Genomic DNA, 12,827 nt, shown 5'->3' with positions numbered 1-12,827 from the left:
GGTCAGGCCTCCTGCTTCTTCAACAGTGTCGTGCTGAGCAGCGTCAGCAGGGGAACGGTCAGCAGCAGCGGCATGAAATAGGCGGCCAGGTCGGCGACGCCCAGCGCCTTGGAGAAGGCCCCGCGGCTGATCACCACGAAGTGCGACGTCGGATAGAGGTGCCCGATCAGCGCGCCCAGACCTTCGAGTGCCGACACCGGGTAGATCAGGCCGGAGAACTGGATGGCCGGCAGCATGGTGGCGATGGCGGTGCCGAACACCGCGGCGATCTGGCTGCGGGTGAAGGTCGATATCAGCAGGCCGAGCCCGGTCGAGCAGAACAGGTAGAGCAGCGCGCCGATTGCCAGGGCTGCCGGGCTGCCCTTGATCGGCACGTCGAACACCAGCACCGCGAAGGTGACGAGGGAGAGGAAGTTGAGCAGGCCGATGCCCACGTAGGGCAGTTGCTTGCCGAGGAGGAACTCCAGCTTCGTGACCGGGGTGACGTAGAGGTTGATGATCGAGCCGAGCTCCTTCTCGCGGACCACGCCGAGTGCGGTGAGCATCGCCGGGATCAGCATCAGCATCATCGGGATCACCGCCGGCACCATGGCCTTGAGGCTTTCCACGTCGGGGTTGTAGCGGTAGCGCACCTCGAGGTCCGCCAGCGCCGCAGCGCCGGGTTGCGGCGAGCGCCGCGCCAGCTCGCGCAGATAGTCGTTGTGCAGGCCCTGCACATAGCCGTTGATGGTGTCGGCGCGGGTCGGCATGGCACCGTCGATCCACATGCCGATCTGCGGGCTGGCGCCGCGCTTGAGGTCGCGGCCGAAATGCGCCGGGATTTCCACCGCCAGGCTGATCTCGCCATCGCGCATGCGCCGCTCGAGGTCGGCGTAATCGGTGATCGCCGGGCGCTCGGTGAAGTAGCGCGAGCCGGTCAGGTTGAGCACGTACTCCTGGCTGGTGGTGGTCTGGTCTCGGTCGAGCACGGCGAAGGTCAGGTTCTCCACGTCCAGGTTGATGCCATAGCCGATGATGAACATCAGCAGCAGCGGGCCGAGCAGCGCCAGCGTGCGACGGATCGGATCGCGGCGCAGCTCCATGCTCTCGCGCAGCGAGTAGCTGAGCAGCCGGCGCAGGCTGAAGCGCCGTTGTGGCTGCGCCTGCGGCGCCACGGGCGCGCCGACCGGCGTTGCCGGCTCGGATGCGCTGGCGGCGCCGGTGGCTTCCTCGAGGTAGGCGATGAAGGTCGCCTCCAGGGTCGGCAGACCCCGCTTGGCGATCAGCGCCTGCGGGGTGTCGCTGTCGAGCACTTTGCCCGCGTGCATCAGCGAGATGCGGTCGCAGCGCAGCGCTTCGTTCATGAAGTGGGTGGAGATGAAGATGGTCACGCCATCGTTGCGCGACAGGTCGATCATCAGCTCCCAGAAACCGTCGCGGGCGATCGGGTCGACCCCGGAGGTCGGCTCGTCGAGGATCAGGATTTCCGGCTTGTGGATCACCGCCACCGCCAGCGAAAGACGCTGACGCATGCCCAGCGGCAGGGCGTCGGGCAGGGCGTCCAGTGAGCCGAGCAGGTCGAAGCGGCCAGCCATCTCGGCGACCCGTGCGTCGATCTGCTCGCGCGGCACATGGAACAGCTGGGCGTGCAGCACCAGGTTCTGGCGCACGCTGAGTTCGGCGTACAGCGAGAAACCCTGGGACATGTAGCCGACCCGGCGGCGGGTGTTCATGTCTTGCGGGTCGACCTTCTGGCCGAACAGGAAGGCCTCGCCCTCGCTGGCCGGCAGCAGGCCGGTGAGCATCTTCATGGTGGTCGACTTGCCGCAGCCGTTGGAGCCGAGGAAGCCGAAGATCTCGCCGCGCTCGATGCGGAAATTCACATGGTCGACCGCGACGAAGTCGCCGAAGCGGCAGGTCAGCTCGCGCGCCTCGATGGCGATCTGTCCGGCTTCGTCCTGGGGGCGCGGCGGAATCACCAGTTGCCGGTGATCGCGGCGTTTCTCCTCCGGCTGCAAGGCGATGAAAGTTTCCTCCAGGCTGCTGCAGCCGGTGGCATCGCGCAGTTCCTGCGGCGTGCCGGTGGCGAGGATGCGCCCGTCGTCCATCGCCATCAGCCAGTCGAAGCGTTCGGCCTCTTCCATGTAGGCGGTGGCGACCAGCACGCTCATGCCGCGGCGTTCGCTGCGCAGGCGTGCGATCAGCTCCCAGAACTGGTTACGCGAGAGCGGATCGACGCCGGTGGTGGGCTCGTCGAGGATCAGCAAATCCGGATCGTGGATCAGCGCGCAGCACAGCCCGAGCTTCTGCTTCATGCCGCCGGACAGCTTGCCGGCCGGGCGATCGGCGAAAGGCGACAGTCCGGTGCTGGCGAGCAGGTCGGCGATGCGCCGCTGGCGCTCGGCGGCATCCTGGCCGAACAGTCGGCCGAAGAAGTCGACGTTCTCGAACACCGACAGCGTCGGGTAGAGGTTCTTGCCCAGCCCCTGCGGCATATAGGCGATGCGCGGGCAGACTGCGCGGCGGTGCGCGGCATCGGCCATGTCGCCACCGAGCACTTCGATGCGGCCCTGCTGGATCTTCCGCGCCCCGGCGATCAGCGCCAGCAGGCTGGATTTCCCCACCCCGTCAGGGCCGATCAGGCCGACCATCCGGTCCGCCGGGATGTCCTGATCGACACCGCGCACGGCGTAGGTCTCGCCGTAACGCAGGTCGACCCCGTGCAGCCGGGCGACCGCGGGCTGCGAGTTCACTGCGGAACCTTGGTCTGCAGCCTTTCGGGCCATTCAACCTGCGGGTCGAGGCGCAGGTAGGCCATGCCCGGCACGCCCGTCTTCACCTGGGCGAGGTGTTGCTGCAGCAGCGCCGGATCGATGCGCGCCTTGACCCGGAACATCAGCTTCTCGCGCTCGCTGGCGGTTTCCACGGTTTTCGGGGTGAACTGGGCGACGCTGGCGACGTAGGACACCTTGGCCGGAATCACGTACTGCGGGATCGCGTCGATCACCAGGCGCACGTCCGAGCCGAGGGCGACGCGGCCGGCCTGCGCAGAGGGCAGGAAGAAGGTCATGTAGACATCACCCAGGTCGACCAGGTTGAGCACCTTGCCGCCGGCAGCGAGCACTTCGGCGGGCTGGGCGATGCGGTACTGCACGCGACCGCTGCGCGGCGCCTTCAACTGGCTGTCGTCGATATCGGCGAGCAGGCGGTCGACGCTGGCATTCGCGGCCTCCACCGCGGACTGCGCCTCGATCACCTGCGAGCGTGCGGCGGCGATGCCGGCATCCGCCGAGGCCACCTGCGAGCGCGCCGCCGCCAGCGCCGCCTGGGCGCTTTGCAGGTGCGCCAGGTCGTCATCGAGTTGCTGCCGGGGCATGGCGTTGCGCTGCACCATGGCCGCGGTGCGCGTGTAGCGCTTGTCGCTGGCGGAGAGTTCGGCCTGACGCTGGCGCACCACGGCTTCGGCGGTGGTCTTCTCGCTTTCGCGCAGGCTGACCTGGGCCTGCGCGGTGCGCGTGGCATTTTCCGCCTGGCGCACCTGGGCGCGGGCTTGTGCGAGTTGCGCCTCGAGCACCTGGGTGTCCATTTTCGCCACGGTCTGGCCGGCCTCGACGAAGTCGCCTTCGTCCACCCCGATCGAGGCGATGCGCCCGCCGAGCTTGCTGGCGACGTCGATCTCGGTGGCCTCGATGCGCCCGTTGCCGCTGGCGATGCCGTCTTCCAGGCCACTGGGACGCCATTCGAACCAGGCCAGCGCGGCGAGGATCAGGAGCCCGGCGAGAATGCCGGCGCGGATCGTCCATTTTCCCTTGAGTGTCATCGGGAGCTGCCTTCTGCTGCGGAGGGGGACATCGGCCCGTCAGGATAGACGACGAGCCGATGCCTTTACAGGTTCAGCTTGAGACGGGCGGCAGTTGGTCGCACTGATTCGGATCAAGCGCGTCCCAGCGCATGCTCCGGTTGCGCCCTGCGCGCTTGGCCCGATAGAGCGCGCCGTCCGCCTGAGCCACCAGGGTTTCCGCGCGATTGTCGGGCACGTCGCGCGAGGTGGACAGACCGATGCTGACGGTCACCCGGCCCAGCGGGCTGTCGGGGTGAGGGATGCGCAGTTCGGCGATCAGCCGCTGCAGTCGCGCGGCGACGTGCTCGGCGCCGGCCTCGTCGGTGTCCATCAGGATCAGCGCGAACTCTTCGCCGCCGTAGCGGCAGGCGACGTCGCCTTCGCGCTGCAGGCAGCGTTGCAGCTGGCCACCCACCTGGCGCAACGCATCGTCGCCCGCGAGGTGGCCGAGGGCGTCGTTGTAGGCCTTGAAGTGGTCGATATCCAGCAACAGCAGGGCCAGCGGCCGCGCAGTGCGGCACATGCGCCGCCACTCCGCCTGCAGGCGTTGGTCGAAAAAACGGCGGTTGTAGAGCCCGGTCAGACCGTCCTGCTGCGACAGCCGCTGCAGGTGCGCTTCCAGTTGCAGGCGTTCGCTGTTGTCGCGGGACACGCCGATCAGGTATTCGTGGCCATTCACCTCCACCAGCTGGGCACTGATTTCCGCGGCCCTGCCGCTGCCGTCGCGACGGCGCATCTCGCGCTGGAAGATCGGCGAGGTATCCTCGCGCTGGGCCTGGCGGACTTCCTCCAGCCAGGCGTGATAGCCGGGCAGGATCCGTTCCGGGTCCTCGCTGAACAGCCGGGCGAAGCTCTGCGCGTCATAGCCGAGGCTGTCGTAGGTGGCGCGGTTGGTGTGCAGCAGACCGCCATTCTTCGGGTCGATGATGAACAGGCCGTCGCTGCTGGAGTCGGTCAGGTCGAGCACCAGTTGCAGGCGCTCGCGGCTGTCGATCAGCACCTTTTCGATCTCCTCGCGCTGGCGCATTTCCTTGTTCAGGCGACGGTTGCCCGCCTTCAGCGCACGGGCGCGGCGGTCGTTTTCCATCGCCAGGGCGAGGGCCGCCACCAGCAGCAGGCTGATCACCAGGCCGGCGCCAAGGACGAACTCGGGCAACGGGCTATCCAGGCTGGCGACCAGTTCACGGGTCGGGCTGAGTTGCAGCGCAAAGGCATCGTTGTTCAGCAGGTGCAGCGGAACCTGCTGCTGGAGGTCGTCGCGCGCCTCGCGGGTGGTATGGGTGTAGATCGAATTCTGCCGCTCCAGCAGGCGCACGTTGAACTCGTCGGCGCTGTCCGCGAGCAGCTCGTCCATCAGCTCCTCGACGCGGAAAACCCCCTGCACGAAGCCGTCGAAGCGCGCTACGCCCTGTTTGTCATGCAGGTAGATAGGGTCGTAGAGGACGAAGCCGCGGCCGCCCTGGACCAGGGCGAAGCTGTTGGAAAACTGCGGCTGGCCGCTGGCCTTGGCCTGCATGGCGATCGGGTAGTTCGGGTGCTCGGGCGTGAGCTGGAAATCGCGCGCGGCCTCGTTGCCGGCCAGGGGCAGCAACCAGTGGATGCGCAGGTCGGCGCCCATCCACTGGATCGACTGATAGCCCTTGAAGTGGCGCAGGGCGAACTCGACGTTGAGTGTCCACTCGTCGTGTGGAATGCGCCCGTGGAAATCCCACAGCTGGGCGATGCGCGAGAGGTTCTGCACCTCCTCGTCGATGTTGCTCTCCAGCGTCTGCGCCAGCGCCCGCGCGTGATAGGCGACGCGCTCGGCGACGCGTTCCTGCTGGATGCTGCGCAGCTTGTGCCACAGCAGCCCGCAGCCGCCGAACAACAGAATCAGCAGTAACAGCAGTAACAGGCGCGCGGACCAGACGAAACGCTTACGAGGCATCGGGGATTCCAGGGTAATTGGCTGCTGTCATAGCACAGTGCCGCCAGCCGCTCAACGCAGCGCGAGCACGCGCAGCCAGTGGTCCTCGTCGATGGGCATCACCGACAGGCGGCTGCCCTTCTGCAGCAGCGGCATCCGCGCCAGCTCCGGCTCATCGCGCAGGCGTTTCAGGCTCAGCAGCACGGGAAACGCTTCGACGAACGCCACGTCACGCGCGCTCCAGGGGTTCTTTTCCAGGCTCGCCCTGGCATCGAAGTAGGGGCTCTCGGGGTCCACTGCCGTGGGGTCGGGATAGGGTTCGCTGACGATCCTGCCGATGCCGGCGATGCCCGGTTCCGCGCAACTGGAGTGATGGAAAAGGAACAGTTCGCCCACATTCATGGCGCGCAGATAATTGCGTGCCTGATAATTGCGCACGCCATCCCAGCGCGCCTGCCCCAGGCGCTGCAGGTCGCGGATAGACAGCTCGTCGGGTTCGGACTTCATCAGCCAGTGCGGCATGAACTTGCTCCTTGTTTTCGGTGTCGGGGTGGGGCCGATTCTGGTCTGACGTGCGGTCATCTAGCCAATTGCACGGACTCCTGGCTTGGCGGAAAATGCCGCCCGTTCGACCCGCAACGGCCGCGAGCCCGAAAAGAAAATGCCGGCGAACATTGCGCAACATTTGCCTGGAAGGGGGAGGCAATTAGATGAAACGTAAACCTGATCTGTTGTGGGTTCTGGTCATTCTGTTCGGTCTGGGTGTGGTGACTACCGGCTACACCCAGAGTCAGTGGGAACGCCCCGGTGACATTCCGGTGAGCGTTTCGGCGCAGCAGCAACGCTGATCGCCTTCCGCGCCACGCATCATCCGGTGGCGCCGTACCATCCGCTGTCGGTAACGCATGCCTGCAGCGGGATATCCCAACTGGCCTGGGCCAGTCGATCCACCTTCTGACAGTCATGCGCCAAGCCGATCAATCGCGGCTTGTGTATCCCCTTGCGGCGCTGCAGAAATGCCAGGCTGCGGTCATAGAACCCGCCGCCCATGCCCAGCCTTCCGCCGTTTTCATCGAAGCCCACCAGCGGTAGCAGGATCAGGTCCAGTGCCCATGGCTTGCGTTGCCGCTTCGGCACGCGCGTCGGTTCGGCTATGCCGAAGCGGTTGCCGCGCAAGCGTTCGCCCGCGCGTACGCGCTGGAACGCCATGCGCGTGCGCGGCCAGGGATTAAGCACCGGTAGATAGGTCGCCTTGCCGCGGCGGCGTGCCTCCTCGAGCAGGAGGCGCGGATCTATTTCGCCGTCATTGGGCAGGTACATCGCGATGTGCCGGGCACGCCGAAACAGCGCGTGCTGCGCCAGGCGGCGGTAGAGCGCGCGGGCGGCCTGGCGTTGTTCGAGGCGACTCAGGGAGCGACGCCGCCGTCGCAGCAGGCGACGCAGTTCGGCGCGGGAAAGGGATTCGCTGGCGATCATCAAGGACGGGCCGCTGCGGATGACCGAAGAATCCGCGGACCGAGTCCACGGATTGAAAAGGTGACTCCCCGAGGTGCCGCTGTCGGTTTGACCCTTGAACCCGAAAGTTCAAGGTGGCGACTGCAGGAGACCGTAAGGCTTTCCGTCAGGCGGACATGCACACGGGCCCCACGTGCAGCCTCCAGGGTTTTGCGTATCGGGAGAGGGACGTGACCAACTGGCGCACACACCAGGGAGCTGTGGCGAGTATACCCCAATAGGCCGCCATGCAATCAGCTACGGGCTTCATCCGGATCGGTGGCAAGGGCCTCGTCGACCCGGTCCAGCAGATCGCGCACCTGCTCGCGGGTGGAATCCGCCTGCAGATCGAGGCGTTGCTGCTTGTGCAGCAGGTCGTGGGTGATGTTGAGCGCGGCCATAACGGCGACGCGGTCGGCGCCGATGACTTTGCCGCTGGTGCGTATCTCGCGCATCTTGCCGTCCAGGTAGCGCGCGGCGCTCTCCAGGTTGGCTCGCTCGTCCTGCGGGCAGGAGATGCAGTACTCCTTGTCGAGAATCTGCACGTTTACGGTATTTGGCTGGGTCATTAGTCCTGCTCCAGGGCTTTCAGGCGCGAAATCATCGCTTCGACCTTCTGCCGGGCCATTTCGTTCTTTTCGATCAGATGAGCGCGCTCTTCGCGCCAGGAACGCTCGCTTGCCAGCAGGAGTCGGTTCTGCGTCTTGAGCTGCTCTATGCGCTGGATCAACAGCTCCAGCTTGCCCGCGAGCGCTTGCAGTTCGGCGTGTTCCATGGGCTCCCTACTTGGGCTGATTGATGGGCGGAACTATAACAGCCGCTCGGCAGGACGCCGGGCCGGCATCGCCCGATCCGTCGCGCGAAGGGCTCGCGGCAAACGGCCACGGCGGGTGCCGACGTGCTGCGACAGGGCTGCCTTCGGGTCGTCAGGCTGCTAGGATACCTGGCCCTCATTCTAGTGATTGCGCCCTTCCGCGCCTAGCCGCCCATGCCTTCTTCGAACTCCCCTTACACCGCCTTCGCCGCGCTGCTTTCCAGCAGCGGCCACCCCGTTTCCCCGGCCGAACTGCATGGCCTTCTGCTCGGTCGCAGCTGCGCCGGTGCAGACTTCGATCACGCAGCGTGGCTGCAGGATGCCGCCGAACTGCTCGGCGGCGAGCCGCAGGACAACGTGCGCCAGGCGCTCATCGGCCTGCAGGACATGGTCAAGGGCGAACTCACCGGCGACGACATCGCCGTGGTCCTGCTGCTGCCGGGCGACGACGCGCCGCTGAGCGAGCGTGCCGTCGCCCTCGGCCAGTGGTGCCAGGGCTTCCTTGGCGGTTTCGGCATGACCGCCCGTGACGGCGCATTGTCCGCCGAGGCCATGGAAGTGCTGCAGGACCTCGCCGCCATCGCCCAGGTGCAAAGCGCGCTGGAAGAGTCCGAAGACGGCGAGAACGACTACATGGAAGTGATGGAATACCTGCGCGTCGCGCCCCTTCTATTGTTTACCGAATGTGCCAAGCCGGTCGCCGCGGCGCCCGTTGCGAGCAAACCCTCCCTGCACTGAGAAGCTAAGGCGTCCTGCCATGACCAGCATCCCGAAGTCGGAATACGCCCGCCGCCGCAAAGCGCTGATGGCGCAGATGGAACCCAACAGCATTGCCATCCTGCCGGCCGCGCCGGTGTATATCCGCAACCGCGATGTCGAGCATGTCTATCGCCAGGACAGCGACTTCCAGTACCTCTCGGGCTTTCCCGAGCCGGAAGCGGTGATCGCCCTGATTCCCGGCCGCGAGCACGGCGAGTACGTGCTGTTCTGCCGGGAGCGCAACCCCGAGCGCGAACTGTGGGACGGCCTGCGCGCCGGCCAGGAAGGCGCGATCCGCGACTTCGGCGCCGACGATGCCTTCCCCATCGGCGACATCGACGACATCCTTCCCGGATTGATCGAAGGTCGCGAGCGGGTCTACTACGCGATCGGCACCAACCCGGAGTTCGACCAGCACCTGATGGAGTGGGTCAACGTGATCCGTTCCAAGGCGCGCCAGGGTGCGCAGCCACCGAACGAATTCGTCGCCCTCGACCACCTGCTGCACGACATGCGCCTGTACAAGAGCGCCGCCGAAGTGAAGGTGATGCGCGAGGCCGCGGAAATCTCGGCGCGCGCGCACATCCGCGCCATGCAGGCGAGCCGCGCCGGGCTCTTCGAATATCACCTGGAAGCCGAGCTGGACTACGAGTTCCGCAAGGGCGGGGCGAAGATGCCGGCCTACGGCTCCATCGTCGCGGCCGGCCGCAACGGCTGCATCCTGCATTACCGCGAGAACGACGCCGCATTGAAAGACGGCGACCTGGTGCTGATCGACGCGGGCTGCGAGATCGACTGCTACGCCAGCGACATCACCCGCACCTTCCCGGTCAGCGGCGTGTTCTCCACCGAACAGAGGGCGCTCTACGAAATCGTCCTGGCGGCGAACGTCGAGGCCTTCAAGTTCATCGGTCCCGGCCGCCACTGGAACGAAGCCCACGAGGCCACCGTGCGGGTGATCACCGCCGGCCTGCTCGAGCTCGGCCTGCTCAAGGGCACGCTCGACGAACTGATCGCCAGCGAAGCCTACAAGCCCTTCTACATGCACCGCGCCGGCCACTGGCTGGGCATGGACGTGCACGACGTCGGCGACTACAAGGTCGGCGGCGAATGGCGCGTGCTCGAGCCGGGCATGTCGATGACCGTCGAGCCGGGCATCTACATCGCGCCCGACAACGCCAGCGTGGCGAAGAAGTGGCGCGGTATCGGCATTCGCATCGAGGACGACGTCGTGGTGACCCGCACCGGCTGCGAAATCCTCACCGGCGGGGTGCCGAAAGGCATCGACGAAATCGAGGCGCTGATGGCCCAGGGCCGGCGCGAGGTGGCATGAGCATGCAACGGACCCAGATTGCGATCATCGGTGGCGGCCTGGTCGGCGCCAGTCTTGCCCTGAGCCTGCAGGCCGGCGCCCGGCAGCGTGGCTGGAAAATCGAGATGATCGAGCCGTTCGCGCCCGGCGACAGCTACCAGCCCAGCTACGACGCGCGCTCCTCGGCGATTTCCTACGGCACGCGGCTGATCTATCAGCGCCTGGGCGTGTGGGAGAGCATCGCCCGGCGCGCCGAGCCGATCCTCGACATCCATGTCTCCGAGCGCGGTCGCTTCGGCGCCACCCGTCTTTCCGCCAGCGCCGAGCGCGTGCCGGCGCTGGGCTACGTGGTGGAGAATGCCTGGCTCGGCCAGTGCCTGTGGGAAGCGCTGCACAGCGACGTGATCAACTGGCGCTGCCCGGCGGTGGTCGAGCAGATGCAGCCGCGCGAGGACGGCTACCGACTGATCCTGGGCGATGAGACGACGCTCGATTGCGACCTCGCGATCCTCGCCGACGGCGGCCGTTCGGGCCTGCGCGAGCGGCTCGGCATCCAGGTCGACAAGACGCCGTACGGGCAGACCGCGCTCATCGCCAACGTCACCCCGAGCGAGGCGCATCGCGGGCTGGCCTTCGAGCGCTTCGTCGCCGACGGGCCGATGGCGCTGCTGCCGCTGGCCGACAACCGCTGCGCGCTGGTCTGGACGCGGCCGACCGAGGAGGCCACACGCCTCGCGGCGCTGGACGACCAGGCCTTCCTCGGCGAGCTGCAGCGGACCTTCGGTTACCGCCTCGGCGCGTTTCGCCAGGTCGGCGCGCGGCACCTCTACCCGCTGGTGCTGATCGAGGCACAGGAGCAGGTGCGCTCGCACCTGGTGGTGCTCGGCAACGCCGCCCACGGCATGCACCCGATCGCCGGCCAGGGCTACAACCTGTCGCTGCGCGACACCGTGGAACTGGCGGAAACCCTGCTGCGCAGCGAAGCGCCGCTGGGCGACCTGGCGACCCTGCAGGGCTACCTGGCGCGCCAGCGCCTCGACCAGGAGATGACCATCGGCTTCTCCGACCGCGTCACCCGGCTGTTCACCGCGGCCGATCCGGCGCTCTCCAGCGTGCGTCATCTGGGGCTGCTTGGTCTCGACCTGTTGCCGCCGGCCAAGCGCTGGTTCGCCCGCCAGGCCATGGGGCTCGGTACTCGCGTCAGCTGATTCCGCCGCGTTCGCCAGAGGCTCTGGCGCTGCGGCATAAGCGCGCGAAGATTCCCCGGAAACGGGCGCGCCGGGGCGTGAACTGGTAAAAACGCAGCTTCTTCGGCGGCGCTCCGGCGCTGGTTCCGTAACGCCCAACGGGCGAAACCCCAGGTTCGGCTGCTTCGCCAGGCGAGGCGGCCTTAAGGAATACGATGCAGATGCAAGCGGATGTGATCATCGTGGGTGCCGGCATGGTCGGCAGTGCGCTGGCCCTGGCACTGAAGGACAGCGGCCTGAAAATCCTCCTCCTCGATGGCGGTCCGTTGAGCCTCGAGCCCTTCGACAGTAGCGCCGCGTTCGAGCCGCGGGTCAGCGCGCTGTCCGTCGCCAGCCAGCGCATTCTCGAGCGCCTGGGCGCCTGGGAGGGCATCGTCGCCCGTCGCGCCAGCGTCTATGAAGACATGCAGGTGTGGGACGGCAGCGGCACCGGCAACATCCATTTCTCCGCCGCCAGCGTGCATGCCGAATCGCTCGGCCATATCGTCGAGAACCGCGTGGTGCAGGAGGCGCTGCTCGAGCGTCTGCTGGGAACCCGCGTCGACCTGCTGCCCAACGCGCGCGTCGACCAGATCAAGCGCAACGACGACGGCTGGCTGCTGACCCTCACCGAGGGCCGCGAGCTGAGCGCGCCGTTGCTGATCGCCGCCGACGGGGCCAACTCCACCGTGCGCCGCCTGGCCGGCTGCGCCACCCGCGAGTGGGATTACCTGCACCACGCGATCGTCACCAGCGTGCGCAGCGAGAAACCGCACCTGCGCACGGCGCGCCAGCGTTTCACCGATGACGGCCCGCTGGCGTTTCTGCCGCTGGACCGTGACGGCGACCAGCACTGGTGCTCGATCGTCTGGTCCTGCACGCCCGCCGAAGCCAGCCGCCTGATGGCGCTGGAGGACGGCGCGTTCTGTGCCGAACTGGGCAATGCGTTCGAGCATCGTCTGGGCGAGGTCCAGGCTGCGGACCCGCGGTTGTGCATTCCGCTGCGCCAGCGCCACGCCAAGCGTTATATCCAACAGGGCCTGGCGCTGATCGGCGACGCTGCCCACGTGATCCACCCGTTGGCCGGGCAGGGCGTGAACCTGGGTTTCCTCGACGCCGCGGTGCTCGCCGAAGTGCTGCTGCACGCGCTGCAGCGCGGTGAAACACTGGCCGACGAGCGTGTGCTGAGCCGCTTCGAGCGTCGGCGGATGCCGAACAACCTGGCGATGATGGCGGCGATGGAGAGCTTCGAGCGGCTGTTCCAGAGCAACCTGTTGCCGCTGCGCTGGCTGCGCAACACCGGCCTGCGCCTGGTCGACAAGCTGCCGGAAGCCAAATCGCTGTTCGTTCGCCAGGCGCTTGGACTGTCCGGCGATCTTCCCGAACTGGCCCGCCTCTGACGTTGTGCCGGGCGCTTCCTGGCGTCCGGCGATCCTCTTCCAGTGCTCTTCGCACTCTCCGTCAGAACCTGGCGACGGTCTTTTCGCGCCACGATT

12 protein-coding genes and 1 other RNA gene are annotated in these 12,827 nt (G+C 67.0%); 5 read left to right on the top strand and 8 right to left on the bottom strand.

Annotated elements, in window-relative coordinates:
- Nucleotides 1-2 precede the first annotated feature (2 nt).
- The 4 genes from rbbA to BLV15_RS01805 form a co-directional block, all read right to left on the bottom strand.
- Nucleotides 3-2,732, bottom strand: a complete 2,730-nt coding sequence (gene rbbA, locus BLV15_RS01820) for a ribosome-associated ATPase/putative transporter RbbA (protein ID WP_245728119.1) — start codon at nucleotides 2,730-2,732, stop codon at nucleotides 3-5.
- Entirely contained in the window at nucleotides 2,729-3,799 is a 1,071-nt protein-coding gene (locus tag BLV15_RS01815) for an HlyD family secretion protein (protein WP_090224107.1), read from the bottom strand. Before BLV15_RS01815 ends, rbbA begins: the two co-directional genes overlap by 4 nt.
- Nucleotides 3,800-3,872: 73 nt before the next feature.
- Nucleotides 3,873-5,747, bottom strand: coding sequence for a sensor domain-containing diguanylate cyclase (locus BLV15_RS01810; RefSeq protein WP_090224106.1), 1,875 nt, complete (start codon nucleotides 5,745-5,747; stop codon nucleotides 3,873-3,875).
- A 51-nt stretch (nucleotides 5,748-5,798) separates the two neighbouring features.
- On the bottom strand, nucleotides 5,799-6,248 hold the full coding sequence (locus BLV15_RS01805) for an EVE domain-containing protein (RefSeq protein ID WP_090224104.1): 450 nt from the start codon (nucleotides 6,246-6,248) through the stop codon (nucleotides 5,799-5,801).
- Between the two features lie 188 nt (nucleotides 6,249-6,436).
- Between BLV15_RS01805 and BLV15_RS22025 the strand changes: the two genes are divergently transcribed.
- A complete protein-coding gene (locus BLV15_RS22025) occupies nucleotides 6,437-6,574 on the top strand; it encodes a hypothetical protein (RefSeq protein ID WP_175534268.1) in 138 nt (45 codons plus the stop codon).
- 19 nt (nucleotides 6,575-6,593) lie between these two features.
- Here the strand turns inward: BLV15_RS22025 and BLV15_RS01800 are convergent, their stop codons facing one another.
- The 4 genes from BLV15_RS01800 to BLV15_RS01785 all read right to left on the bottom strand — a co-directional run bounded on the left by BLV15_RS01800 (nucleotide 6,594) and on the right by BLV15_RS01785 (nucleotide 7,995).
- Nucleotides 6,594-7,202 (bottom strand): 5-formyltetrahydrofolate cyclo-ligase, encoded by a 609-nt coding sequence (locus tag BLV15_RS01800; protein WP_090224102.1) that lies wholly within the window; start codon nucleotides 7,200-7,202, stop codon nucleotides 6,594-6,596.
- A gap of 61 nt (nucleotides 7,203-7,263) precedes the next feature.
- Nucleotides 7,264-7,441, bottom strand: a non-coding RNA gene (gene ssrS, locus BLV15_RS01795) — 6S RNA.
- A gap of 33 nt (nucleotides 7,442-7,474) precedes the next feature.
- Nucleotides 7,475-7,789: a cell division protein ZapA gene (locus tag BLV15_RS01790; RefSeq protein WP_090224100.1), complete on the bottom strand. Its 315-nt coding sequence runs from the start codon at nucleotides 7,787-7,789 to the stop codon at nucleotides 7,475-7,477.
- Nucleotides 7,789-7,995 (bottom strand): TIGR02449 family protein, encoded by a 207-nt coding sequence (locus tag BLV15_RS01785; RefSeq protein ID WP_090224098.1) that lies wholly within the window; start codon nucleotides 7,993-7,995, stop codon nucleotides 7,789-7,791. Before BLV15_RS01785 ends, BLV15_RS01790 begins: the two co-directional genes overlap by 1 nt.
- A 213-nt stretch (nucleotides 7,996-8,208) precedes the next feature.
- Between BLV15_RS01785 and BLV15_RS01780 the strand changes: the two genes are divergently transcribed.
- The 4 genes from BLV15_RS01780 to BLV15_RS01765 all read left to right on the top strand — a co-directional run bounded on the left by BLV15_RS01780 (nucleotide 8,209) and on the right by BLV15_RS01765 (nucleotide 12,731).
- Nucleotides 8,209-8,772, top strand: coding sequence for a YecA/YgfB family protein (locus BLV15_RS01780; RefSeq protein WP_090224096.1), 564 nt, complete (start codon nucleotides 8,209-8,211; stop codon nucleotides 8,770-8,772).
- A 19-nt stretch (nucleotides 8,773-8,791) separates the two neighbouring features.
- Nucleotides 8,792-10,126 carry a Xaa-Pro aminopeptidase gene (gene pepP / locus BLV15_RS01775; RefSeq protein WP_090224094.1) on the top strand — a complete coding sequence of 445 codons (1,335 nt, stop codon included), beginning with the start codon at nucleotides 8,792-8,794 and terminating at the stop codon, nucleotides 10,124-10,126.
- A gap of 2 nt (nucleotides 10,127-10,128) precedes the next feature.
- Nucleotides 10,129-11,313 (top strand): 2-octaprenyl-6-methoxyphenyl hydroxylase, encoded by a 1,185-nt coding sequence (gene ubiH, locus BLV15_RS01770; protein ID WP_090224093.1) that lies wholly within the window; start codon nucleotides 10,129-10,131, stop codon nucleotides 11,311-11,313.
- 200 nt (nucleotides 11,314-11,513) lie between these two features.
- Nucleotides 11,514-12,731, top strand: coding sequence for a 2-octaprenyl-3-methyl-6-methoxy-1,4-benzoquinol hydroxylase (locus BLV15_RS01765; protein ID WP_175534288.1), 1,218 nt, complete (start codon nucleotides 11,514-11,516; stop codon nucleotides 12,729-12,731).
- The last annotated feature ends 96 nt before the right edge of the window (nucleotides 12,732-12,827 follow it).

Source organism: Pseudomonas kuykendallii (assembly GCF_900106975.1).
Lineage (GTDB): Bacteria > Pseudomonadota > Gammaproteobacteria > Pseudomonadales > Pseudomonadaceae > Pseudomonas_O > Pseudomonas_O kuykendallii.
The sequence above is the reverse complement of the archived record's forward strand: the minus strand, read 5'-3'. Positions and strand labels throughout refer to the sequence as shown.

Excerpts from the sequence above, each read along its gene's own strand:
- BLV15_RS01815 (WP_090224107.1), bottom strand. The coding sequence starts at position 3,799 with ATGACACTCAAGGGAAAATGGACGATCCGCGCCGGCATTCTCGCCGGG.
- BLV15_RS01810 (WP_090224106.1), bottom strand. The coding sequence starts at position 5,747 with ATGCCTCGTAAGCGTTTCGTCTGGTCCGCGCGCCTGTTACTGCTGTTA.
- BLV15_RS01805 (WP_090224104.1), bottom strand. The coding sequence starts at position 6,248 with ATGCCGCACTGGCTGATGAAGTCCGAACCCGACGAGCTGTCTATCCGC.
- BLV15_RS22025 (WP_175534268.1), top strand. The coding sequence starts at position 6,437 with ATGAAACGTAAACCTGATCTGTTGTGGGTTCTGGTCATTCTGTTCGGT.
- BLV15_RS01800 (WP_090224102.1), bottom strand. The coding sequence starts at position 7,202 with ATGATCGCCAGCGAATCCCTTTCCCGCGCCGAACTGCGTCGCCTGCTG.
- BLV15_RS01790 (WP_090224100.1), bottom strand. The coding sequence starts at position 7,789 with ATGACCCAGCCAAATACCGTAAACGTGCAGATTCTCGACAAGGAGTAC.
- BLV15_RS01785 (WP_090224098.1), bottom strand. The coding sequence starts at position 7,995 with ATGGAACACGCCGAACTGCAAGCGCTCGCGGGCAAGCTGGAGCTGTTG.
- BLV15_RS01780 (WP_090224096.1), top strand. The coding sequence starts at position 8,209 with ATGCCTTCTTCGAACTCCCCTTACACCGCCTTCGCCGCGCTGCTTTCC.
- pepP (WP_090224094.1), top strand. The coding sequence starts at position 8,792 with ATGACCAGCATCCCGAAGTCGGAATACGCCCGCCGCCGCAAAGCGCTG.
- ubiH (WP_090224093.1), top strand. The coding sequence starts at position 10,129 with ATGCAACGGACCCAGATTGCGATCATCGGTGGCGGCCTGGTCGGCGCC.
- BLV15_RS01765 (WP_175534288.1), top strand. The coding sequence starts at position 11,514 with ATGCAAGCGGATGTGATCATCGTGGGTGCCGGCATGGTCGGCAGTGCG.